The sequence below is a fragment of the Microbacterium sp. bgisy189 genome, from assembly GCF_965345345.1.
Classification (GTDB): Bacteria; Actinomycetota; Actinomycetes; order Actinomycetales; family Microbacteriaceae; genus Microbacterium.
This window is the reverse complement of record NZ_CBDRMZ010000001.1, coordinates 535,173-555,878: the sequence shown is the minus strand read 5'-3', so window position 1 is coordinate 555,878 and position 20,706 is coordinate 535,173. Positions and strand designations below refer to the sequence as shown.

Sequence of the window (20,706 nt, the reverse complement as noted above, 5' to 3'; positions counted from 1 at the left end):
CCGGACGTGAGCGGTACGCGGACCTGAGAGATTGGCGGGGAGGCTTGCTCCTTCGGTGCCCGGGCCTCGCGGTCCGGAGCTCTCCCGCACACGTCATGCGGCCTGTCTTCAGTTACCCGGTCAGCATAGCGGGCCGGTGGGCGAATCGGGGCGATCGACTAGTTGCTGCAGCGACCGCTGCCCACGGCGGCATCCGACGAGGCGACCCCGGCCAGGACCGGGTCGAGTTCGTCGGTCGTCATCGCATAGCCGCGGGTCTCGTCGTCCTCGCCGCGGGCGAACACGACGCCGGTGACCGCGCCGTCCTCGGTGAGCAGCGGGCCCCCGGAGTTTCCCGGACGCACGAGTGCCTCGAGCGCATAGACCGCACGCGGCGCAGAGGACGAGTCGTAGATGTCGGGAACGGGTGCGGTGCCGACCGACAGGACGTAGGCGGCACCGCTCGTGAACGGTCCCCCGAGTGGATACCCCTGCACCGCCACCGGGGTGCCGGCGCTCACCGGTTCAGCGATCGGCAGCGGCGTCGCGCCGAGATCGTCGACTGCGATCACGGCGAGGTCGTCGACCGGGTCGAAGTAGACGACACGCCCCTCGCGCGCTTGGCGGCCGGGCAGTTCGACGACGGGTGTGTCCACGCCGGCGACGACGTGGGCATTGGTGACGATGAGGTCCTCGGCCGCGACGAATCCCGAACCGGTCACCGAAAGCCCGCAGGCGTAGGCCGTGCCACTGATGCGTGCGACCGATGCCGCTGCCTCCTGCAGCTCGGGGTCATCGAGCGAGACGGGCGGCGCGGTCGGCTCGACCTGCGGGGCGAGCAGTTCTTCGACCCGCGGAATGCCCTCATCGATGACGAAGCCGCGCAGCTCGGCCAGTGCCGCATCGACGGGCGCGGGGGTGAAGGCGTCGAGCGTTCCGATGACGCGCGAGGAGGCGATCGCGGGCGAGAGGATCGGCGTCCCTGAGGCCGTGACCGCGCCGGCGACGAGCAGCAGGACGAACCCGGCGACCGCGGTGTCGACGACCCCGCCGAGGATGCGATCGAGTACGCCGAGCTTCGACTTCTCGACCCCGCGGCGCAGCGCGAGTCCGACACCCGCACCGAGGGCGACCCCGAGGGCGACGACGGCGAGTGCTGCCACGGTGAGGACCAGTGAGCGGTATTGCCAATCGGCGACGCCGGGTGCGATGAGCGGTACGACCCAGACCGCGGCGACCACCCCGATGACGAGGCCAACGATCGTGCCTGCTGTGGCGACCAGCCCGCGCGCGATGCCGATGGCCAGGCCCGCGATCAGCACGAGGATCGCGAGGATGTCGACGATGAGCACAGGTGGCCTCTCGGTTCAGGCAGTCAGGCGTTCGGGCAATCAGGCAGCCAGGCGGTCAGTCGGCTCACGGGTCGGGCCGATGCCGTCAACGGTATGCGACGCGGCTGGGAGCATGCCATCCGTCACACGCAGCGGATGCGTCGTCACCGACTTGCCCTTCAGGTGCATCTGACTCTAAGATCGCATCGAGGTTAAAGTCACCATGACACAAACAAGCGCTCCGGTCTCCGGCGACATCCGTGTCGCCGTCTCGACGGTCATCTTCAGCCTCCGGCATCACCCGGGGCAGGACCGACCGACCGTCGTGCTGCCGCTCGTACGCCGAACGCGCGATCCGCACGAAGGCGCCTGGGCCCTGCCGGGTGGATGGCTGGGCGTCGACGAGGGCTTCGAGACGGCTGCATCGCGCACCCTCGCCGAGACCACGTCGCTCGCGCCGAGCTACCTCGAACAGCTCTACGCGTTCGGCGATGTCGATCGCTCCCCCAGCCGCGTCGTCTCGATCGTGTACTGGGCGCTGGTGCGCGAAGAGGAGGCTTCGACCGCACACCGTGACCGCGTCGATGACGAGAACGTCGCGTGGTTCGACGCGAACGACCTGCCCGACCTCGCCTTCGACCACGCGCACATCATCGACTACGCACTCTGGCGCCTGCGCAACAAGGTCGGCTACAGCCGCATCGCGCACGGGCTGCTGCCCGACGCGTTCACCCTCGCCGATCTGCGCGAGGTGTACGAAGCGATCCTGGGGCGCCGTCTCGATCCCGCCAACTTCCGGCGCCAGGTCGAGAACTCCGACACGCTCCTCCCCACCGAGACCTTCCGCACGGGCAGCCACCGACCGGCACGGCTGTACCGCTACAACCAGGACGTCGAACTGGCCGAACGCGGCCCGCTGCCCGCCGCCCGCACTTGAGGTCCGCAGCTGTCCCCCACATCTTGTCCGGAAGCTCCTGACCGAAAAGGACGCATCATGACCGTCACGAACCTGACCCTCGAACCCCGCCCCGTCGACCCCAGCGTCGACCACGCGATCCAATCGATCGTGCAGGGCGCCTCGACCGACGAGACCTGCAACACCGAGCTGGCCGCCGGGCCCTGGAACTTCGACACCCGTCCCGGGTACGGGCCCGGATCGTCGATGGGAGATGTCATCCCCACCGGCGCCCCGCGGCAGGGCGAGTTGCCCACCGAGTACCGCGAGGCGAGCGAAGAGGATCTCGACGCCCGCATCCGCGCCGCCAAAGCCACCCTCGGTGACCGTGTCGTCGTGCTCGGCCACTTCTACCAGCGCGAAGAGGTGGTGCAGCACGCCGACTACGTCGGCGACTCGTTCCAGCTCGCCGGGGCCGCCAAGGCGCACCCCGAGGCCGAAGCGATCGTCTTCTGTGGGGTGCACTTCATGGCAGAGACCGCCGATCTGCTTTCCGGCGACGACCAGGCGGTCATCCTCCCCAACCTCGCAGCGGGCTGCTCGATGGCCGACATGGCCGACATCGACCAGGTCGAGGAATGCTGGGAGCAGCTTGCCGACGTCTTCGGCGACATGGACACGCCGGATGCCGATGACCTCCTGCCCGTCATCCCGGTGACGTACATGAACTCTTCCGCGGCGATCAAGGGCTTCGTCGGCCGCCACGGCGGCATCGTCTGCACCTCCTCCAACGCGCGCACCGTGCTCGAGTGGGCGTTCGCGCGCGGCCGCCGCGTGCTGTTCTTTCCTGATCAGCACCTGGGTCGCAACACGGCGAAGGCGATGGGGGTGCCGCTGGAGCAGATGCCGATGTGGAACCCCCGCAAGCCGCTCGGCGGATCGACCGAGGACGAGATCGAGGGCTCGCGCGTCATCCTGTGGCACGGCTTCTGCTCGGTGCACCGCCGCTTCACGGTCGACCAGATCGACCAGGCCCGCGCCGAGCACCCCGGCGTGCGCGTGATCGTGCACCCCGAGTGCCCGATGCCGGTCGTCGACGCCGCCGACGAGGCGGGCTCGACCGACTACATCCGCAAGGCGATCGAGGCGACGACCGAACCGACCACGTTCGCGATCGGCACCGAGATCAACCTCGTGCAGCGTCTCGCGGCGCAGCACCCGCAGCACGAGATCTTCTGCCTCGACCCGGTCGTGTGTCCGTGCTCGACGATGTACCGCATCCACCCCGGTTATCTCGCGTGGGTGCTCGAATCGCTCGTTGCGGGCGAGGTCGTCAACCGCATCGTCGTCCCGCCGTCCGTCGCCGAGCCCGCCCGCGTCGCGCTGGAGCGGATGCTCGCCGCCAAGCCCCCGGCGGCGGCATGATCGTCCACGCCGTCGTCGTCGGATCGGGCATCGCGGGCCTCACGGTTGCGCTGCACGCCGTCGAACGCGGTTGCACGGTCACGCTCGTGACCAAGGACGTGCTCGATCACGCGAACACGCGCTTCGCGCAGGGCGGGATCGCGGGCGTCATGTTCGCCGACGACCGCGCCGACGACCATGTGCGCGACACGCTCACCGCCGGGGCGGGGCTCTGCGATCCAGAGGCCGTGCAGGTCCTCGTCGACGAGGGGCCCGACCGCATCCGCGAACTGATCGCGCTCGGCGTCGACTTCGACACCGACGCCGACGGCGCATTCGTGAAGGGTCTCGAAGCGGCGCACTCCTACCCGCGCATCCTGCACGCGGGGGGCGACGCGACCGGCACCGAGATCGAGCACGCGCTCGTCGAGCGGCTGCGCGCGAGCCGTGTCGAGGTGATCGAACACGCGTTCCTCGTCGACCTCATCGCCGACGCGGGTCGTGTCACCGGCGTCGACCTCATCGTCGGCGAGACGCCGGAGCACGCCGGCACGCGCCGCACCGTCGAAGCGGATGCCGTCGTGCTCGCGACCGGCGGGGTCGGCGAGCTCTACGCCCACACCACCAATCCCCCGGTGGCCACCGGCGACGGGATCGCCGCGGCGCTGCGGGCAGGAGCCGCCGTCTGCGAACTGGAGTTCGTCCAGTTCCACCCGACGATCATCGCCGTGGGTGACGCGTTCCTCGTCTCCGAAGCGGTGCGCGGCGAAGGCGCGACGCTCATCGACGACGAGGACCGCCAGTTCGTCTTCGACACGCATCCCGACGGCGAACTCGCGCCCCGCGACGTCGTCGCCCGCGCGATCGCCAGGCGTGCCCGCGAGCAGGGCGCCCCCGTGCGCCTGGACTCGACCGTGCTCCACAGCACCGACGCCGGCGAGCGCGCCGCATACCTCGCGCGGCGCTTCCCGACGATCGATGCCGCTGTGCGGGAGCGGGGGCTCGACTGGGCGAAGGACCCGATCCCCGTCACCCCCGCGGCCCACTACCTGATGGGCGGCATCTCCACCGATCTGCACGGCCGCACCTCGCTGCCGGGGCTCTACGCGGTCGGTGAAGCCGCCCGCACCGGCGTGCACGGCGCCAACCGTCTCGCGTCCAATTCGCTGCTCGAAGGCGCCGTGTTCGGTGCCCGCGCGGGCGATGTGATCAGCGCCGACGCGGACGCCACCGTGTGGCCGGCGGGCGACCTGCCGCGCGGCGCAGCCCCCGCGAACCCACACGATCTGCGCGAACCCACACAGTTCGCCGCGCAGAAGTACGAGGGTTCGGCGAAAGCGTGTGGGTTCGCGAGCTTCTCGCGCGACGCCCTGCAGCAGCTCATGTGGACGCACGCGGGACTTGAGCGCGATGCGGCGGGGCTGGAGACCGCCGCGGCCACGATCGCGAGCTGGCTCGCCGCACCTCGGCATCCGGTCAGCGAACGCGACCACGAGGACGAGAACCTGCTGCGCGTCGCGGCGCACCTCGTCGCCGCGGCCCGCGACCGTACCATCTCGGTCGGCGCCCACCATCGCATCGACGCCGGCCCCGAAACCGGGCCGAGCGCGACGCCCGTCGCCGAAGGAGTCCCCGCATGATGACCCTCGCCGCCGTCGACCGGATCGTCGCCGCCGCCCTCGAAGAGGACGCGCCCTGGGGCGACATCACGAGCGAAGCGCTCATCCCCACCGGCGCGGTCGCGACGGCAGTGCTCGCCGCGCGCGAACCGGGCATCTTCAGCGGGAGTGCCGTCTTCGACGCCGCGTTCCGCCTCACCGATCCGACGATCGCGGTGGCGTGGCAGGTCGCGGACGGCGACCGATTCAGCGCGGGCCAGACCCTCGCGACGATCACGGGCCCGGCGCGCGCGGTCCTCACGGCCGAACGGATCGGGCTGAACTTCGCGCAGCGCATGTCGGGCATCGCGACCCTCACCGGCTCTTACGTCGACGCGGTCGCCGGTACCGGGGTGCGCATTGCCGACACGCGAAAGACGACTCCCGGGCTGCGGGTACTCGAGCGGCACGCCGTTCGCAGCGGCGGCGGCCACAACCACCGGCACTCGCTCTCGGACGCGGTCATGGCAAAGGACAATCACCTCGCCGTCCTCACGGCGAGCGGACTGTCGGTGACCGAAGCGCTGCTGCAGGCGAAGACGCGACTGCCGCACACGACGCACATCGAGGTCGAGGTGGATCGCCTGGCACAGATCGAACCGGTGCTCGCCGCCGGCATCGGCACGATCATGCTCGACAACTTCTCGCTCGACGACCTGCGCACCGGGGTCGCCATGGTCGCGGGGCGGGCGACCGTCGAAGCGTCGGGCGGTGTGACCCTCGAGACCGTGCGCGCCATCGCCGAGACCGGCGTGGACGTCATCTCGGTCGGCGCCCTCACGCATTCGGCGCGCGCGCTCGACCTGGGACTCGACGTGCGGGTGGAACTGCCCGCGAGCAGCTGATGCTCTACCTCGACCACGCTGCGACCACCCCCGTGCGCCCCGAGGTGCGCGAGGCGATGCTGCCGCTGCTCGGCGCGCAGTTCGGCAACCCGTCGAGCCATCACACGGTCGGCGAGCACGCCGCAGCGGTCCTGGCGGACGCACGCTCGCGGGTCGCGGCGGTCTTCGGTATGCGGCCCGGCGACATCGTGTTCACCTCGGGTGGCACCGAAGCGAACAACCTGGCGATCAAGGGCATCGCGGTCGCCGATCTGCTGCGACACGGCCGCCCCGGACACATCGTGACGACCCCCGTCGAACACGAATCCGTCCTGGCGTCGTGCGCCCACCTGGATCGCGTCTACGGCGTCGCGGTGTCGTACCTCCCGGTCGATGCCACCGGGGTCGTGTCCCCCGACGACGTGGCCGCGGCCCTCCGCGACGACACGGCGCTCGTCTCGATCGGGTACGCGAACAACGAGATCGGCACGGTACAGGATGCCGCGGCCATCGCCGCCGTCACGGCCGCGCGACGCGTGCCGCTGCACCTGGATGCCGTGCAGGCCGCCGGGTGGCTCCCGCTGGCGGGTACGGGTGCCGACGCGCTGTCGATCGCCGGGCACAAGGTCGGCGCACCGCAGGGCATCGGCGCGCTCGCCATCCGGGGCCGCGTGCCGCTCGAACCGCTCATCCACGGTGGCGGGCAGGAGCGCGAACGTCGCAGCGGCACCGAGAACGTCGCCGGCGCCGTCGGCCTCGCCGTGGCACTCGAACTCGCGGAGGCGGAACGCACCGCCGACACCGCCCGCACCGTCGCCCTGCGCGACGCGTTCATCGCCGCGACCCTCGCGGCCGTGCCCGAAGCACGCCTGACCGGTCACGCCACGCGGCGGCTCGCGGGCACGGCGAGCTTCACCTTCGCGGGCGTCTCCGGCGAGGCTGTCCTGCTCGAACTCGAGCGGCGCGGCGTCGTATCCTCCAGCGGGTCGGCGTGCGCCGCCGGCAGCGATGAGGCCTCGCACGTGCTGGTCGCCCTCGGCATCCCGGCCGAGGTGGCGCAAACCGCGGTGCGATTCACGTTCGGACACGGCGCGTCCTTCGACGCGACGCCGCTCGCGCGCGCGGTCGCCGACGCCGTCACGGCAGTACGATCGACCGGGTGAGCCTCCCCGTTGTCACCGTCATCGTCCCCGGCCGTGACGTCGCCGCCTACGCGGATGAGGCGATCGCATCGCTGCGCGCACAGACCCTCACAGACTGGTCGGCGGTGCTCGTCGACGACGGGTCAGAGGATGCGACCGGTGCGATCTTCGACGCCGCGGCGCAAACCGACCCGCGGTTCCGCGTCGTGCACAACGATCGGCCGCGCGGGCTCGGCGCGGCACGCAACACGGCGCTCGATCTCGTCGAGACGCCGCTGGTCGCCTTCCTCGACGCCGACGACCGGTACACGCCGGACGCGCTCGAACGGCTCGTCTCGACGATCACCGCATCAGGCAGCGACTTCGTCGTCGGCGCGTATGTGCGGCTGCGTGCCGACGAGGCCGGCATCTACGCGCCCGGCATCGTGCAGCCGTGGGTGGCTGCCGCGACCGCGCCGGAGCGCCGTGCGACGACGCTCGACCGGCATCCGGATGCCTCCGGCAACATCGTGGCGTGGTCGAAGGTGAGCCGCATCGAGTTCTGGCGTCGCCACGGGCTGCGCTTTCCGGTCGACAAGCTGTACGAAGACCAGCTCGTCGCGCAGACGATGTACACGCGCGCCCGCGCCTTCGACGTCATCCCCGACGTCGTCGTGCACTGGCGCGAGCGGGCCGACGGCTCGTCGATCACGCAGCACAAGGACGAAGTCGTCGTCCTCGGCGACTATCTCGACGCCATGCGCGGCGGGCTCTCGATCCTCGATACCGCCGACCAGCGTGCGGCGGCAGCGGCGCGCGTGCGCCTCATGCTCGACATGGACGTGCCACCGCTGGTGCGGATCGCGCAGGATCACCCCGATGGCGCATATCGCCGCGCGCTCGGCGCGTTCGTGCGTCCGCTGCTGGAGCGCGCCGAACGCGAACAGATCGCCCTGGACGCCGGAACGGCGGCGCTGCGCGCCGCCGCCCGGCTCTGGTGAGCGTTACAGCTCGTTGACGCGGTCGGTTCCCGGCGGCGTTACGGGGCTGTAGGTGCCGAGGTAGTTCACCAGCGCCTCCAGGTCGCTTACCCCCGTGATGCGGTCGGCGGGGTCGACCTCGGCGAAGGTGGTGAAGCTGTCACCGCCGTCGGCGAGGAAGTTGTTCGCCGTGACCATGTACGTCGCACCGGGATCGATCGGCGCGCCCTCGAACAGCACGTTCGTGACACTCACCGAGGTGCACGTGGCGACCCCGCCGATCGTCTCGACCGTCGTCGCGAGATCGTAGGTGAGCGCATCGGAGACACCCAGATGCAGGATCGGACGTGACGAGCCGGCCGGCTGGCACTGCTCCTCCAGCACCGACACGATCTGCGACCCCGTCATCGGGAACGTGGAGAGGATGTTGTTGAACGGCTGGAAGGTCTGCGCTTCACCGAACGTGACGACGCCGGGTGCCTCCCCCGCCGACGACTGCCCGTACAGCAGGTCGGAGCGCAGGCCACCGGGGTTCATGAACGCGAGGTCGGAACCCGCTGCCGACATCGACCACTGCTGCACGTCGGCGGCGAAGTTGCCCGCGGAGGACTCGACGCCTCGGTCTGCTCCGGAAGGCGTGCCGCCGCGCAGGATGTCGCCGGTGATCTCGCCGACCGGCACGTCGCCGATCTCGGCGGCGAGCGGCTCCCACTTCTCGACGATCGCCGTCTGTGCGGCATCCGGGGTCAGCTCGTTGTGCAGCACGGCGTGGTTCGTCGCCGATGACAGGTCGCGGCGGACGTCCTTCGTGCGCTTGTCGAGCACGAGGTTCACCTCGCTCACGACGCGGCCGTACGAGTACGCGCTCGTGACCATGCGGTCGACGCCGTCGGGGTCGGGCAGCGTGCAGTTGTAGGGCATGTGGGTGTGTCCGGTGACGAGCGCGTCGACGGCGGGGTCGAGGCCCGCGTTGATCGCGACGATGGGCCCGGAGACGTTCGCGCAGCCGTCGACGGTGATCGGGTTCGGGATGCCGCCTTCGTGCAGCAGCACGACGATCGCCTCGACGCCCTGAGCCTGCAGTTCGGGAACGAGCGCGTTGGCCGTTTCGACCTCGTCGAGGAACTCGTACCCGCGAACGCCGGATGCCGCCACGAGCGTGTCGGTGGCTTCGAGGGTCATGCCGATGAAGCCGACCTTCACGTTCTGGAACTTCTTGATCCAGTACTCCGGCAACGGGGTCGCGCCGGCTTCGTCGACGACGTTCGCCGACAGCCACTGGAAGTCTGCGCCGGCGAACGGCTCGTCTTCGAAGTAGCACCCGTCGACGGGGTGGCAACCGCCGTTCTGCATGCGCAGGAGCTCTGTCACACCCTCGTCGAACTCGTGGTTGCCGACGCTCGAGACGTCGAGCCCCATGGCGTTGAGCGACTCGACGGCAGGCTCGTCATGGAACAGGCCGGAGAAGAACGGCGAACCGCCGATGAGGTCGCCCGCGGCGGCGGTGACGGAGTACTTGTGTCCGGTCCGCAGTTCGTTCAGCTTCGCCGCGAGGTAGGGCGCACTGCCGGCGTCCTGCCCGTCGACCGTGCCGGCATCGCCCGGCTGCACGTGTCCGTGGAAGTCGTTGAACGCCAACACCTGCACATCGATGAGCTGACCGGGTGGGTCCTTCTTCGGCGCGGCGCTCGCGGGGGCCGCGAGGGCCAGTGCGGCAACGGACAGGGAGACTCCCAGGGCCATGGCGGCCCGGACGGTTCGACGCATCATTCACCTCTCGGATAGCGGCACTGCTGTGTGCCGAGGTCGACCCGCCTCACGCTATGAGTCTGCTGGACGCTCGTCAATGGCCCCCGCCGTGCGCGTGGACGGTTCGTCGCGTGGGGTGAAGGTGTCGATGCGCGCCGCGGCGACCTGTTGCGCGGCGAGTTCGGCATAGAGCCCACCGGCTGCGTGCAGTTGCGCGTGCGTGCCGGATTCGACGATGCGACCGGCCTCGACGACGTGGATGACGTCGGCGCCGATCACCGTGGACAGCCGATGGGCGATCGTGAGGGTGGTGCGTCCCTTCGCCGCCTCGTCGAGCGCTGCCTGCACAACGCGCTCGGAGACGGTGTCGAGCGCACTCGTCGCTTCATCGAGCAGCAGGACGGGCGGGTCCTTCAGCAGCACCCGCGCGATCGCGACGCGTTGCTTCTCACCACCCGACAGGCGGTAGCCGCGCTCCCCCACGACGGTGTCGTACCCGTGCTCGAACCCGGCGATGACGTGGTGGATGTTGGCGGCGCGGCACGCTGCCTCGAGCTCGGCGTCGCTGGCATCCGGCTTGGCGTAGCGCAGGTTCTCGGCGATGGTCGCGTGGAACAGGTAGGTCTCCTGCGAGACGATGCCGACGTGATCGATGATCGACTCGGCTCTGAGCGCCCGCACGTCAACACCAGCGAAGCGCACCGAGCCCGATTGGGCTTCGTACAACCGTGGCGCCAGGTACAGCACCGTCGTCTTGCCCGCGCCAGACGGTCCCACGAAGGCGACGTGCTGGCCCGGCTCGACGACGAACGAGACGCCGTCGAGTGTCGGCTGCGCATCCGGTGCGGCGTCCGGGTAGCGGAACACGACGTCGCGGAACTCGATGCGTCCTTGCGGCCCGGGCGCGTCCGCCACGTCGATGGCGTCAGGGGCGTCGGTGATCGCCGGGCGCAGGTCGAGGTATTCGAAGATGCGGGCGAACAGTGCGGCGGAGGTCTGCAGGTCGAGCGCAACCCGCATGAGCCCCATCAGGGGTTGCAGCAGTCGCGCCTGCACGGTCGTGAACGCGACGACCGCGCCGGCCGTCAGTGATCCGGCATCCCCCGTGATGAGCCAGCCCGCGACGAGGTAGATGATGGCTGGAACGCTCGACATGAGCACCTGCACGACCGCGAAGAACCCCTGGCCGCTCATCGCGCGCCGAACCTGCAGGCGCACCTGGTTGCGATTCTCGGCCTGGTAGCGGTCAGACTCGGTGCGCTGCCGATTGAACGACTTCGACAGGAGGACGCCCGACACGCTCAGCGTCTCTTGCGTGATCGCGGTCAACTCCGACAGCGACTCCTGCGTCTGCGCCGCGATGCGCGCGCGCACCTGGCCCACGCGGCGCTGGACGAGCGCGAGCACCGGCATGAGCACGACCGCGATGAGGGTCAGTCGCCAATCGATCAGCACCATCGCCACGAGCGCGGCGACGACCGTGACGGTATTGCCGAGGATGCTGGTGACCGTGTTGGTCAGCACGCCGGCGACACCGCCGACGTCATTCTGCAGGCGGGATTGGATGACGCCGGTCTTGGTGCGCGTGAAGAATCCGAGTTCCATCGCCTGCAGGTGCTCGAACATGCGCACCCGCAGATCCCCGGTGACGCGGTTGCCCACGGTCGAGGTGAGCCACGTCTGCACCACGCCGACGGCGGCGCCGAGGAGGAAGAGTCCGACCATCGCCGCGACGAGCCACGACAGCAGCCCCAGGTCGGGCGCAGAGCCGTCGACAGGGAAGAGCGCGTCGTCGAAGATCCGTTGGACGAGCAACGGCGGAATCACCGCGAGTGCCGCGCCGACGACGACGAGCAGGCCGGTCACAGCGATGCGGGCGCGGTACGGCTTGAACAGCGCCACGACCCGTCGCCCGAGGTTCGCCACGCGCGGGGCGGCGGCGTTCTGCCGACGCTGCGCACGCTCGTCGACGCCTCGGAATCCCCCTGGTCGGCCGCCGCCGCCGGGGTGACCGCCGCCGCCCATGCTCATCGTTGATCACTCTACGACGCAGGCCCGACACCCGGGCGGGCGCGAGATCGGCATCGGTCGCGGGAATGCCCCCGACCGCCGCCGGGTTATCCTTGACGGTCGCCCCGGCTCTCGGCGGCGCTTGCCTCCGCTCATCCTTCGAAGGAGATCGCGCATGTCCGCCACCGACACCTATCCGACGACCACCGCCCCGAACTCGGTCGGTGCCTCCCGCACGCGAGTGATCTGGCTGCTGCTGGCCGCGGCGTTCGTCGCGATCCTCAACGAGACGACGATGGGGGTCGCGATCCCCCACCTGATCACGGACCTCCACATCACGGCGGTCGACGCGCAGTGGCTGACGACCGCATTCATGCTGACAATGGGCGTCGTCATCCCCGTGACCGGCTTCCTGCTGCGGCGCTTCACGACACGGCAGATGTTCATCGCAGCGATGAGCCTGTTCAGCCTCGGCACCGCGGTCGCGGTCGTCGCACCCGGATTCCCCGTGCTGCTCATCGCCCGAGTCGTGCAGGCCTCGGGCACCGCGATCATGATGCCCCTGCTGATGACGACGATCATGACGCTCGTCCCGGCGGCATCCCGAGGGCGCATGATGGGCCGCGTCTCACTCGTGATCGCCCTGGCACCCGCCATCGGCCCCACGATGTCAGGGCTGTTGCTGGACACGCTCGGATGGCGCTGGATCTTCGGCATCGTGCTGCCGATCGCGCTGGTCGCGCTCTTCGTCGGCGCACGGTGGATGGTCAACATCGGCGAGAACACCCACGCGCCGATCGACGTCCTGTCTGTCATCCTGTCGGCGCTCGGCTTCGGCGGGCTCGTGTTCGGACTCAGTCAGATCGGCAGCGGCCACGGTGGTGCCGATGAGGCCGCGGCATCCACGAGCTCACCGCTCGTGATGATCGTCTCGCTGACGGTCGCGGTGATCGCCCTCGCGGGCCTCATCTGGCGGCAGATGATCCTGCAGCGCACCGACAACGCACTGCTCGACCTTCGCGTGTTCCGGTCGGGCAACTTCACGCTCGCCATCTCCCACATGACGCTGCTGTCTGCCGCGTTCTTCGGCGTCATCACGCTGCTGCCGCTCTACATGCAGACGGTGCTCGGCATCTCGTCGCTCGACACCGGCCTCGCCGTCCTGCCCGGCGCGCTGCTGATGGGCCTCGCGGGGCCCGTGATCGGCCGCATCTACGACGCCCGCGGACCGCGACTGCTGCTCGTGCCCGGCACGGTGCTGGCGATCGGCGTGCTATGGCTGTTCTCGACGTTCGGCGACGGTACGTCGCTGTGGCTGATCGTCATCGCCCAGACCGTGCTCTCTCTCGGCCTCGCGATGTCGTTCACACCGCTGATGACCTCGGCGATGGGTTCGCTCACTCCGCACCTGTACTCGTACGGGTCGGCGATCCTCTCGACGATCCAGCAGGTTGCCGGCGCCGCCGGTGTGGCGGTCCTGGTGACGACCATGACGGCCGTCACGGCAGCCGCCGAGGCAGGCGGTGCGTCGGAGACCGCCGCGGGCGCCCAGGGTGCGCAGACGGCCTTCCTGGTCGCGACGTTCATGGCCGTTCCGCTGTTGGTCAGCGCGTTCTTCGTGCGCAAGACCGAAGCGGCCGAGGGCGCGCCCGCCGGACACTGATCGTCACGACGGGAACGCGTCGGACAGTGTCTCGGATTCCGTCTCGATGGTGTCCGCGTCGACCAGGTCGGTGGCCTCGTCGGTGAGCGTCTCCGTCCACGCGGCGAGGATGTCGTCGGCCAGGCCCGAGTCGAACAGTTCGGCCTGCAGGGTCTCCCGCGCCTCCTGATACAGGGCCTGGAAGTCCTCGTCGGCGAGGAAGCGTTCTGACAGGATGTTGCTGCCGCCGAACCCGCCGCGGCCGCCGGCATTGCCACCTTCGGGCCTCTCGCCGTCGGTGGGCATATCTCCGCCTTCGGGCATCTCCCCCGGGTCGCCCATCCCCTCAGGGATGTCAGTGGGCCGGTCGGTCGGCATCCCCTCGGCCTGCTCGCCGTCTTCGGGCATGCCGCCACCACCGCCCATGCCGCCGCCGCCACCGCCGACGTTCGCCTGACCGAACGCCAGGTTGAGGTCCCAGTTGACGACGGTCATGAGCCCCGTGTCACTGTCGTAATAGAGGTAGGAGTTGTTGCCCGGCCCGTCGATGTCGTCCATGTTGGAGACGAGATCCTGGAAGGCGAGGTAGGTCGCGAACGCCTCCACATCGAGGTGGTCGCCGAGGTCTGCAGCGAACTCCTCGTCGCTGGACTCGTTCAGCCACTGGAGGAAGTCGATGAGCGGCGTGAGGTCGTCGTCCCCGGCCTCCTGATCGAACACGTCGGTGTAGGACTCGGCATCCTCGCCGCGGTAGCTGTAGTCGCCACCGGCTTCGGCCTTGTAGAGCAGACCCGAGCCGAGTTCGCGCTCCATCCAAGTGTCTTCGGGGTTCTCGATCACGAGCCGCAGCACCTCCTCGGAACCGTTCGCCGAGAAGCGCGCCGTGACCGCCTCTTCGCTGGCAAGGCCCGCGGCCTCGAGCAGGTCGAGTGCGACGGCCTCGTTGAGGGCCGTCTCGCTACTGTTCGCCCGGACGACGAACTCGGTCGCGCCGTCGTGACTCTGCCCGTCGACGTTCTTGTCGAGACGGATGATCCAGGGCAACGTTTCGGGATTGGTCGAACTCAGATCGGCGTCGGCGTCGGTCGTGAGCCCTCGCAGCGACGAGTTGCCCTTGAGCTTCAGGCCGACGTTCTCGTACGTCACGCCGTCGATCACCACGGTCGCGGTGATCCACTCCTTCTCCTCGGACTCGAGGTACGTCGCGATCATCGCGTCGTATTCATCCTCGTCGAACGTGACCGAGAACGAGTGGACGGTGCTCGAGTCCCAGACCGCGGCGACGTTCTCAGCGCTGGCGCCGACTGCGGTGCTGTCGCCCGTCGAGGACGTCGCGCCGACGGCAGTGCAGCCGACGGTGCCGAACGCGAGCGCGGTCGTCAGAAGGATCGTGGTAGGTCGAAGTCGTGGAGTGGCCATGTCGCTACTCCACCGGATGCCGCTATGCGGACCCTATGGTCGAATGCTGGTTCCGCTGTCAGTCCACGCGGAACGGAGCGCTCAGCTGCAGCAGCCGCCGCCGCAGCAGGACGCGCCCTCGGCCTGGAGGAGGTTCTTCTCGTCCTCGACGGGCTGCAGCTGCGGGGTGGGGAGGTTCTGTGTCGACATGGCTCCAGTGTACGTCGGGCGGAGAGCGAGCGGCTGCGCAGGCCTGTTGACAACGGCGCCGAACGCCGAGACCATGGCGACAGCACGCAGCCAACGGGGAATGGAGCCCTCATGGACCGCGAGTACCTCGTCGACCTGTCCTCTGTAACGCATCTCGATCTTCGCGCCGCGGGGACCTCGGTGGGTAAGGGCGAATTTCCTCCGATCATCGTCGTCAAGGGGCTCCACGCGCTGCCCGGGCTCGCCGCATCCGCGTCCGAGCCGATCGCCTATGAGCTCGACAGCATTGACTCGGGCATCGTGGCGCACTACCGGGCGTTGCCGAACCCGGCAACGCTCACGGGCGGCGTGCACGTGAGCGTCGCGTATGACGCCACGCTCGATGGTGTTCGTGCGACCGTCCACGACCCGGGGTCTCCGTGATGTTCCGTCGACGCGAAGAACCGGTGCCGACCGCCGCTGCAGCCGTCCTCAAGGTGATCGACGATCAGCTCGCGCAGGCGCACGCGACTGCGGAATCACTGCAGACACGCAGCACCGCCGTCGTCTCTGCCTGTGGCGCGCTCATCGCGATCTTCCTCGGGCTGGCCGGCATCGTCACCTCACTCGAGGGGTATCAGATTCCGGGCGTCGCGGCATGGTTCCTCGCTGCCGCCGTCATCCTGTTCGCACTCGCCGGAACTGCGGCCCTCGTCGTCGCCCGGCCGGTGAAGGCCGGCATGTTCGACATCAAGTCGCTCCAGGCGATTTCGGTTCCCGACGTGCTGGCGCTGCCGGCGACCAAAGCACACCCCCGCATCGCGGAAGCGCAGATACAAGTCATCGAGATCGCGCGGGAACTGAACCGCATGAACGGGCGCTTCCTCTTCGCGGCGACGATCCTGGGCATTCCCGGCATCGCATGCGCCGCCGCCGGCGCAGCCCTCTCGCTCCTCATCGACGCCGGCTGAGCGACTGACCACGGTCACGTCGGCTGCAACGCAAGATGCAGCAGGTTCCCGTCGGGGTCGTGCACCTGCGCGACGCGCTCGCCCCACGGCATGTCGCTCGGCTCCTGCCGCGAAGCGCCACCGGCTTCGACGACCTGCGCATGGGTGGCATCGACATCGTCGACGTAGCACCAGATCGCGATGCGGTCGGCGGGCGCGGGGCTCGTGGCGGCGGCATCGCGGCCGATCCCGAGCGGCGCACCCCCGAGTGACAGGCTGACGTATGCGTCACCACCGTCTTCGTGTGGGAACCGGTACGTCACACTCCCGCAGAGCGCCGCCTCGTAGAACGCCACAAGACGAGGCAGATCAGGCGTGGCGAGGATCGGAAACAGGGAAGTGACCGTCATGCGGTCACGATACGCCCTCGCCGACCACGTCGAAACGACTCCGCCGGATGCCGGCTCGCGCTTAGTTGATGACCTCTCCGCGCTCATCGGCGCGAAGGACTTCTCGCCGCTCACGCCACTCCTGCAGCGCCTCGGGCGGAGGCGCGCTGCGATGTCCGCGCCGTCCTTGCGCCACCGTTCACGTGCAGCGTCGCTCTTCCAGTCATCGAACGGATCGAAGTTCGCCTCCCACAGCGCGCTCCACGCAGCCATTTCGCGCGTCAGGTCTTCCGACAACCCATACATGTCCGGTGTGGTGGTGTATCCGACATCCCACGTCGGCGTCGAGTTCTCCCAGAGCGGCCACGCTCGCTCAAGCTCACACGTTGAAGCGAAACTCCACGACGTCGCCGTCCTGCATGACGTAGTCCTTGCCCTCGAGGCGCGCCTTGCCCTTCGCGCGGGCCTCGGCGACCGAGCCGAGCGCGACGAGGTCGTCGAACGAGATGACCTCCGCCTTGATGAAGCCCTTCTCGAAGTCAGTGTGGATGACGCCCGCCGCCTGAGGCGCCTTCCAGCCCTTGCCGATCGTCCAGGCACGTGCTTCCTTCGGCCCCGCCGTCAGATAGGTCTGCAGCCCGAGCGTGTCGAAGCCGATGCGGGCGAGCTGGTCGAGACCCGACTCGTCCTGGCCGGTGGATGCCAGCAGTTCAGCGGCATCCTCCGGATCGAGGTCGATGAGCTCGGACTCGATCTTCGCGTCGAGGAACACGGCCTTCGCGGGCGCGACGAGCGCTTCGAGCTCCGCCTTGCGCCCCGCGTCGGTGAGGACTGCCTCGTCGACGTTGAAGACGAAGATGAAGGGCTTGGCCGTCAGCAGCCCGAGCTCCTTGATCGGCGCGAGGTCAAGCCCCGACGCCGACAGCAGCTCACCGCGCTGCAGCACCTCCTGCGCGGCCTGGGCCGCCGCGAGCACCGAGGGGTCGAGCTTCTTGCCGCGTACTTCCTTCTCGTACCGGGTGATCGCCTTCTCGAGGGTCTCGAGGTCCGCGAGCTGCAGCTCCGCGTTGATCGTCTCCATGTCGGACGCCGGGTTGACGGCGCCGTCGACGTGCACGACATCGTCATCGGCGAACCCGCGCACCACCTGGGCGATCGCGTCGGCCTCACGGATGTTGGCGAGGAACTTGTTGCCGAGCCCCTCACCTTCGCTCGCGCCGCGCACGATGCCGGCGATGTCGACGAACGACACCGCGGCGGGAAGGATCCGCTCGGAGTGGAAGATCTCGGCGAGCGCGTCCAACCGCGGGTCAGGAAGGTTCACGACCCCGACGTTCGGCTCGATCGTCGCGAACGGATAGTTCGCCGCGAGCACCTGGTTCTTGGTCAGTGCGTTGAAGAGGGTCGACTTGCCGACGTTGGGGAGGCCGACGATTCCGATGGTGAGTGCCACGGGCATCCAGTCTACGTGTCGGCGCCCTCGCAACCGTCCGCAACGTAGCGCTTCATAGCCTGCCGGAACAGGCACGAACACCCACCACAAGGAAGTGATGTCGATGACGACCCTGCCCCTGGCCGACTCCCCCACCGCCGAACAGACCGGCACCGAACACGCCGGCACCATGCGCGCTGCCGTCGTGACGGCCCACGACAAGCCCCTCCACGTCGCCGATGTGCCCATTCCGACACCCGGACCGCACCAGGCGCTCGTGAAGGTCATCACGAGCGGCGTGTGCCACACCGACCTGCACGCCGCGCGTGGCGACTGGCCGGTCGCACCGAAGTCGGACCTGATCCCGGGGCACGAGGGCTACGGCGAGGTGGTCGCGCTCGGCGATGACGTCACCACGCTCGCGGTCGGTGACCTCGTCGGCAACGCGTGGCTGTGGTCCGCGTGCGGCACGTGCGAGTACTGCCGCACCGGCTGGGAGACCCTGTGTCCCGAGCAGCAGAACGGCGGCTACTCCGTCGATGGCAGCTTCGGCGAGTACATGCTCGTCGACGAACGCTTCGCCGCCCGCATCCCGGCCGGCGCCGACCCCGTCGAGGTCGCCCCGATCCTGTGCGCCGGCGTCACCGTCTACAAGGGCCTGAAGATGACCGACACCCGCCCGGGCGAATGGGTCGTGATCTCCGGCATCGGCGGCCTCGGCCACATCGCCGTGCAATATGCGCGCGCCATGGGGATGCGGGTGGCGGCAGTCGACGTCGACGACGCCAAGCTCGAACTCGCCCGCTCCCACGGCGCCGAGGTCACCGTCAACGCCGCCACCGAAGATCCGGGTCCAGCAGTTCAGGAGGCGATCGGGGGCGCCCACGGCGTGCTCGTGACCGCCGTCCACCCGAAGGCGTTCGCGCAGGCCCTTGCGGTGACCCGTCGTGGCGCAACCGTCGTCTTCAACGGCCTCCCGCCCGGGGCCTTCCCCGCGGACATCTTCGACATCGTGCTGCGCGCCATCACGATCCGCGGCTCGATCGTCGGCACCCGGCAGGACATGGTCGAAGCCCTCGACTTCTACGCACGCGGTGAGATCCATCCCACCGTCGCCGTGGCATCGATCGACGACATCAACGACATCTTCGAGCGAATGGAGCACGGCAAGATCGACGGCCGCATCGTCATGAAGTACTGACGGCGTTCCGATCTTCAGCCCCGTCTTAGACGGGCCTTAGAGCACTTCTGTAGCGTCAACCGAATGCGTCGGCGACGGCGCACGAGGGGGGGTGCGGATGCGCGGGATGCTGCTGGAGTGCTGGCGGACGGTGTACGGGTGGGCGTGTCGCGCGCCCACCCGTCCCTACGCGATCACCGTGCTCACCGTAAGCGCGGCCATGTTCGCCATCGCGTTCACCTGGCACACCCTGCACTACATCGGCGCCGTGGGCGCGCCACTGCCGGCTCTGCTCAGCCCGTTCGACGACTCGTCCCTGCTTGAGGCGTGGGAACTCGTGCTCACACTCATCGCCGCAGCGGCGGTCGGGTGGGCGGGTTGGCGCCGTCGCGACGGTCTGCTCATCGCCTGGATGCTCGTCCTGCTCGTCATCGCGGGCGACAATCGACTTCGCTGGCACGAGCGCGCCGGTCATGCACTGGGGCCGGCGCTGGAGCCGTTCGCAGTCGGGCCCGTCGAAGGCCGCCATCTCGGCGAACTCGCCTTCTGGCTCGTCGTCGGGGTCTGCTCTCTGCTCGCGTTCGCGATCGGGCTGCGCCGGCGTACGGCAAACGGCGTGATCGCGACGGTCGTCCTCGCGACCCTGCTCGCCGCACTCGCGGTCTTCGCCGTCGTCGTCGACCTCGTCCACGTCGTGACCCGGTCCAACCTGGCGGGGTTCGCCGAAGACGGCGGCGAACTGCTCGTCGTGACGCTGGCATCCGTCACCGCGGTCGCGGTCGCGGTGTCACCCGCCGTGGGCGAAGGTCATCCTGCGACAGACCGGTAAGCCGATGTCACGTAGGGCAGAGCGATCGTCGCGTCTTCCACCGCGCCCACCTCGTCGAACAGGTCGGTGATCTCGGCGTCGACCCGTGCGCGTTCATCCTCGTCTGCCGTGATCAGGTAGCTGCGTGAGAACACCATCGAGGTGAGCGCCGCGCGCGTCATCTCGCGGCTCCACCGCCACTGACGCCGCTCGGTCGCGGTGAACGGTGGCGCCACCGGCGGATCCCCCGCGGCGAGCATCTGCTCGGCGTGACTCCCACGCATGATCTCGGTCAGCCTGCGCACCCACGGCACCGATTCGTCCCGGATGTTCCACACGAGTCCGAGCACGCCACCCGGCCGCAGCACCCGTCCGATCTCCGCGCATCCCGCGACGGGCTCGACCCAATGCCATGCCTGTCCGAGCACGACGGCATCGACCGACTCGTCGGGCAGCGGAAGCCGCTCCGCGGTCCCCTCGTACGTCGGCACACCGCGCACGTGCGCACGCAGCGCACGAAGCATCTCGGCATCCGGGTCGATCGCGACGACTTCGGCTCCGGCCTCGACGAGGGTACGCGTGAGCTTTCCGGTCCCCGCCCCGACATCGGCGACCCGCACGGCAGGCTCGGCCCGCCGGGACGGCGCGAGCATCCACTCGACCGATTCCGCCGGGTACGCGGGACGCCCCTGTTCGTAGGCGTCCGCCGCCCGCCCGAACGACTGCGACATCTCATCCCGGGTGGCCATGGCGCCAGCCTACGGCGC

Annotated in this window: 18 protein-coding genes and 1 riboswitch; of the genes, 11 read left to right on the top strand and 7 right to left on the bottom strand. The window is 69.3% G+C overall.

Going from position 1 to position 20,706, the window contains the following annotated elements; all coding sequences use genetic code 11:
* Position 1: 1 nt before the first annotated feature.
* Positions 2-97, bottom strand: a riboswitch (glycine riboswitch).
* A 61-nt stretch (positions 98-158) separates the two neighbouring features.
* Positions 159-1,331 (bottom strand): MarP family serine protease, encoded by a 1,173-nt coding sequence (locus ACSF8R_RS02665; RefSeq protein WP_434810283.1) that lies wholly within the window; start codon positions 1,329-1,331, stop codon positions 159-161.
* Between the two features lie 202 nt (positions 1,332-1,533).
* Here ACSF8R_RS02665 and ACSF8R_RS02660 point away from each other — a divergent pair, with 202 nt between their 5' ends.
* Genes ACSF8R_RS02660 through ACSF8R_RS02635 form a run of 6 tightly spaced genes read left to right on the top strand, consistent with a single transcriptional unit; the run spans position 1,534 to position 8,213 of the window.
* Complete coding sequence (locus tag ACSF8R_RS02660) at positions 1,534-2,247, top strand: NUDIX hydrolase (RefSeq protein WP_434810282.1); 714 nt, start codon at positions 1,534-1,536, stop codon at positions 2,245-2,247.
* 57 nt (positions 2,248-2,304) lie between these two features.
* A complete protein-coding gene (gene nadA, locus ACSF8R_RS02655) occupies positions 2,305-3,630 on the top strand; it encodes a quinolinate synthase NadA (RefSeq protein WP_434810281.1) in 1,326 nt (441 codons plus the stop codon).
* Positions 3,627-5,249, top strand: coding sequence for an L-aspartate oxidase (gene nadB, locus ACSF8R_RS02650; RefSeq protein ID WP_434810280.1), 1,623 nt, complete (start codon positions 3,627-3,629; stop codon positions 5,247-5,249). The genes nadA and nadB overlap by 4 nt, the downstream gene beginning before the upstream one ends.
* Positions 5,246-6,112 (top strand): carboxylating nicotinate-nucleotide diphosphorylase, encoded by an 867-nt coding sequence (gene nadC / locus ACSF8R_RS02645; RefSeq protein WP_434810279.1) that lies wholly within the window; start codon positions 5,246-5,248, stop codon positions 6,110-6,112. Before nadB ends, nadC begins: the two co-directional genes overlap by 4 nt.
* The gene (locus ACSF8R_RS02640) at positions 6,112-7,254 is read left to right on the top strand and encodes a cysteine desulfurase family protein (RefSeq protein ID WP_434810278.1); all 1,143 of its coding nucleotides are present in this window, start codon (positions 6,112-6,114) and stop codon (positions 7,252-7,254) included. The genes nadC and ACSF8R_RS02640 overlap by 1 nt, the downstream gene beginning before the upstream one ends.
* Positions 7,251-8,213 (top strand): glycosyltransferase family 2 protein, encoded by a 963-nt coding sequence (locus ACSF8R_RS02635; protein WP_434810277.1) that lies wholly within the window; start codon positions 7,251-7,253, stop codon positions 8,211-8,213. Before ACSF8R_RS02640 ends, ACSF8R_RS02635 begins: the two co-directional genes overlap by 4 nt.
* Positions 8,214-8,216: 3 nt before the next feature.
* On the opposite strand, the gene ACSF8R_RS02630 is transcribed toward ACSF8R_RS02635, so the two are convergent.
* Positions 8,217-9,935: a bifunctional metallophosphatase/5'-nucleotidase gene (locus ACSF8R_RS02630; protein ID WP_434810276.1), complete on the bottom strand. Its 1,719-nt coding sequence runs from the start codon at positions 9,933-9,935 to the stop codon at positions 8,217-8,219.
* Between the two features lie 78 nt (positions 9,936-10,013).
* Complete coding sequence (locus ACSF8R_RS02625) at positions 10,014-11,972, bottom strand: ABC transporter ATP-binding protein (RefSeq protein WP_434810275.1); 1,959 nt, start codon at positions 11,970-11,972, stop codon at positions 10,014-10,016.
* Between the two features lie 154 nt (positions 11,973-12,126).
* Here ACSF8R_RS02625 and ACSF8R_RS02620 point away from each other — a divergent pair, with 154 nt between their 5' ends.
* Positions 12,127-13,614 (top strand): DHA2 family efflux MFS transporter permease subunit, encoded by a 1,488-nt coding sequence (locus ACSF8R_RS02620; protein ID WP_434810274.1) that lies wholly within the window; start codon positions 12,127-12,129, stop codon positions 13,612-13,614.
* A 3-nt stretch (positions 13,615-13,617) separates the two neighbouring features.
* On the opposite strand, the gene ACSF8R_RS02615 is transcribed toward ACSF8R_RS02620, so the two are convergent.
* Positions 13,618-15,012, bottom strand: a complete 1,395-nt coding sequence (locus ACSF8R_RS02615; protein WP_434810272.1) for a CotH kinase family protein — start codon at positions 15,010-15,012, stop codon at positions 13,618-13,620.
* A 300-nt stretch (positions 15,013-15,312) separates the two neighbouring features.
* Between ACSF8R_RS02615 and ACSF8R_RS02610 the strand changes: the two genes are divergently transcribed.
* Positions 15,313-15,624: a hypothetical protein gene (locus tag ACSF8R_RS02610; protein WP_434810271.1), complete on the top strand. Its 312-nt coding sequence runs from the start codon at positions 15,313-15,315 to the stop codon at positions 15,622-15,624.
* Positions 15,624-16,151 (top strand): hypothetical protein, encoded by a 528-nt coding sequence (locus tag ACSF8R_RS02605; RefSeq protein WP_434810270.1) that lies wholly within the window; start codon positions 15,624-15,626, stop codon positions 16,149-16,151. Before ACSF8R_RS02610 ends, ACSF8R_RS02605 begins: the two co-directional genes overlap by 1 nt.
* 14 nt (positions 16,152-16,165) lie before the next feature.
* On the opposite strand, the gene ACSF8R_RS02600 is transcribed toward ACSF8R_RS02605, so the two are convergent.
* On the bottom strand, positions 16,166-16,540 hold the full coding sequence (locus tag ACSF8R_RS02600) for a VOC family protein (protein ID WP_434810269.1): 375 nt from the start codon (positions 16,538-16,540) through the stop codon (positions 16,166-16,168).
* Positions 16,541-16,898: 358 nt separating this feature from the next.
* Entirely contained in the window at positions 16,899-17,972 is a 1,074-nt protein-coding gene (gene ychF, locus ACSF8R_RS02595) for a redox-regulated ATPase YchF (protein ID WP_434810268.1), read from the bottom strand.
* 169 nt (positions 17,973-18,141) lie between these two features.
* Here ychF and adhP point away from each other — a divergent pair, with 169 nt between their 5' ends.
* Complete coding sequence (adhP, locus tag ACSF8R_RS02590; RefSeq protein WP_434810387.1) at positions 18,142-19,152, top strand: alcohol dehydrogenase AdhP; 1,011 nt, start codon at positions 18,142-18,144, stop codon at positions 19,150-19,152.
* Positions 19,153-19,249: 97 nt separating this feature from the next.
* Positions 19,250-19,960, top strand: a complete 711-nt coding sequence (locus tag ACSF8R_RS02585) for a hypothetical protein (protein WP_434810267.1) — start codon at positions 19,250-19,252, stop codon at positions 19,958-19,960.
* Here ACSF8R_RS02585 and ACSF8R_RS02580 read toward each other — a convergent pair.
* Positions 19,939-20,688 (bottom strand): class I SAM-dependent methyltransferase, encoded by a 750-nt coding sequence (locus ACSF8R_RS02580; RefSeq protein ID WP_434810266.1) that lies wholly within the window; start codon positions 20,686-20,688, stop codon positions 19,939-19,941. The genes ACSF8R_RS02585 and ACSF8R_RS02580 overlap by 22 nt on opposite strands.
* Positions 20,689-20,706: the final 18 nt, after the last annotated feature.

Bases quoted from the DNA above. Each gene is read 5' to 3' on its own strand.
- ACSF8R_RS02580 (WP_434810266.1), bottom strand. From the start codon at position 20,688: ATGGCCACCCGGGATGAGATGTCGCAGTCGTTCGGGCGGGCGGCGGAC.
- ACSF8R_RS02630 (WP_434810276.1), bottom strand. From the start codon at position 9,935: ATGGCCCTGGGAGTCTCCCTGTCCGTTGCCGCACTGGCCCTCGCGGCC.
- ACSF8R_RS02585 (WP_434810267.1), top strand. From the start codon at position 19,250: ATGCGCGGGATGCTGCTGGAGTGCTGGCGGACGGTGTACGGGTGGGCG.
- nadC (WP_434810279.1), top strand. From the start codon at position 5,246: ATGATGACCCTCGCCGCCGTCGACCGGATCGTCGCCGCCGCCCTCGAA.
- ACSF8R_RS02605 (WP_434810270.1), top strand. From the start codon at position 15,624: ATGTTCCGTCGACGCGAAGAACCGGTGCCGACCGCCGCTGCAGCCGTC.
- ACSF8R_RS02615 (WP_434810272.1), bottom strand. From the start codon at position 15,012: ATGGCCACTCCACGACTTCGACCTACCACGATCCTTCTGACGACCGCG.
- ACSF8R_RS02625 (WP_434810275.1), bottom strand. From the start codon at position 11,972: ATGAGCATGGGCGGCGGCGGTCACCCCGGCGGCGGCGGCCGACCAGGG.
- nadB (WP_434810280.1), top strand. From the start codon at position 3,627: ATGATCGTCCACGCCGTCGTCGTCGGATCGGGCATCGCGGGCCTCACG.
- nadA (WP_434810281.1), top strand. From the start codon at position 2,305: ATGACCGTCACGAACCTGACCCTCGAACCCCGCCCCGTCGACCCCAGC.
- adhP (WP_434810387.1), top strand. From the start codon at position 18,142: ATGCGCGCTGCCGTCGTGACGGCCCACGACAAGCCCCTCCACGTCGCC.
- ACSF8R_RS02620 (WP_434810274.1), top strand. From the start codon at position 12,127: ATGTCCGCCACCGACACCTATCCGACGACCACCGCCCCGAACTCGGTC.
- ACSF8R_RS02610 (WP_434810271.1), top strand. From the start codon at position 15,313: ATGGACCGCGAGTACCTCGTCGACCTGTCCTCTGTAACGCATCTCGAT.
- ACSF8R_RS02660 (WP_434810282.1), top strand. From the start codon at position 1,534: ATGACACAAACAAGCGCTCCGGTCTCCGGCGACATCCGTGTCGCCGTC.
- ACSF8R_RS02600 (WP_434810269.1), bottom strand. From the start codon at position 16,540: ATGACGGTCACTTCCCTGTTTCCGATCCTCGCCACGCCTGATCTGCCT.
- ACSF8R_RS02640 (WP_434810278.1), top strand. From the start codon at position 6,112: ATGCTCTACCTCGACCACGCTGCGACCACCCCCGTGCGCCCCGAGGTG.